At 28.9% G+C, this 2,076-nt stretch carries 1 protein-coding gene; it reads right to left on the bottom strand.

Annotated features, from left to right (window positions below; translation table 11 throughout):
• Nucleotides 1-302 precede the first annotated feature (302 nt).
• On the bottom strand, nt 303-2,076 hold a 1,774-nt coding region (locus EZH24_RS14200; protein WP_161976143.1), incomplete at its 5' end, for a hypothetical protein.

The raw sequence follows: 2,076 nt of genomic DNA, 5'->3' as shown, positions 1-2,076 counted from the left end.
TAATAAAATAGAATATATTAAACCCGAAGAAGACATAACGCATCATAAGGCGTATTCCTCCAAAAATTTAATATTTCTTATAAAATATTTTCGGTATAATTAAAAATTGCTTAATATTTTTTAATCATTCTCTTCTGCGTCCCTGTGGGAACGAGATGATAGCCGAAGTAATCCAATCTATGTGGATTGCTTCAGCAGAGCTTCACAATGACTATTTTTATTTGACAATGACTATTTTTATTTTACTTGGATTGCTTCGCTAATACTCGTAATGACGAAATTTCTTGGATTTGATATTTTTCTCAATTCTTAAACTCTATTTTATAATGCGTTATGGCTTCTTCGGGTTTAATATATTCTATTTTATTAAAAATCTCAGTTATCATATCGATTTGAGCCTCGTAATACATAGCTTGATAATAATAATAATTATTATTATATCTTTCAGCGTATTGCCTTTGCGTTCTCGCTTTGCTTTTTAATTCGTTTATAACGGGCAGATAATCCGAATAAGTAGAATTTAGAAAATAATTTATTTTCGAATAATCCATTAATTGAATTATTTTTCCGTTTATATTGAAAAGCATATTTGCATCTCCAATTTGCCAAATTATAGAATATCCCGTATATTCCAAAGGAGCGATTAATTTCCAATCATATTCGGAAATATACGGACTTGTATCCGATACCATAAATTGATTATAACCGCCGTTTAGTATATGTTTTTCGGTTATTGTAAAATTCGTTTCGCCTCTTCTTGCCGCTTCCATTATTTCGTTTGCGGGAGGAATAGGCAAATAATAAGTTTTTCTATTAAGAGTTAACGAAGTATTAGCGGATTTGTAATAAAAATTTTTATCGTTATCTTTAATCCAAACTGGCTCCGCGGGAGTTTTAGTTCTTTTCTTATCTTCGGGAAAATTTGCCACCCTACCATCGTATCGGGCATTACTATAGGCTCTTAAATCGGTTTCTATATTCCAATTTATCCCATCGGTAGTGCTATATACCGATTTATCAATAACATTTGTAACATTATTTGTCCATAAATTAATTGTTGGGTCATTCGCATAACTAAAAATCTCTCCGTTTCTAATATATATTTTATTATTGTCATACTTTAATTCAACATTACTTCGTTTTCCCCAAGGAGTTGTATATTCCTCCCAACCAACTCCTACGCCATAATCATAAGATTTACAATTAATTCTATAATATTTATCTTTACTTGTTATACATGGAGGTAAATCAGCTCTTCTTTTCCAAGTAGGATTTTGCTCGCCAAAATTTTCATTTAAGCCTATAACATATACATAATTTTTGAACATAATAATTTTATAATTTAACATTCCCCATTCGCCCTGCCAATTATTAGCTTTAATATCGGGTAATTTATGATAAAAACTTTTTGAATTTCCGTTTGTAATCCATCTGATTAAATTTTCTGAAGAATAAAATATATCGTTTACTACAATTTTATTATAAAAGTGAAAGTTTAAATCATAAAAACCAATAGGAAGCCATACCGAATCGCCAAGAGAATAATGATATTTACTATAATAAGTATAAGGTTCGTATATAACTTTATCGCTTTCTATTACATTCATATTATTAACTAAATGATTCCAAGCCTGCGAATCGGTATTTTCATGATAAATAGTTATTTTTTCATCGTTTTCTATTTTAAGAATGACATTTCTTGCATTTGTAGTTAAAGTTTTATTCGCTTTATCGTAAATATATTTATAATCAGCCAATATATACCATTCGCCTTTATATCTGAATTTCTTTCTAAATCCTCCGAACACTTCGCCGTCTTTTGCTGGTTGCGTATTAATATCTAATTCGGAAGGAAATAAATTTGTATAAACTTTAAATTGAGTTTCTGGCGGTATATAACGGGGCGCTAAAATATTGACTTTTTTGCATGAAATTATAGGCAATAAAGAAAGTATAAATAAAAATATAAGAGTTAAATTTTTAGATTTTTTGCAATGAAAAAATAGCCAAAAATTATAATTATGGCTTGTATTGTATTGTATTGTATTGTATTGTAGTGTATTGTATTGTATTGTA

It is taken from the genome of Brachyspira catarrhinii, from assembly GCF_005518285.1.
Lineage (GTDB): Bacteria > Spirochaetota > Brachyspiria > Brachyspirales > Brachyspiraceae > Brachyspira > Brachyspira catarrhinii.
This window is presented reverse-complemented; position numbering and strand designations above follow the sequence as displayed.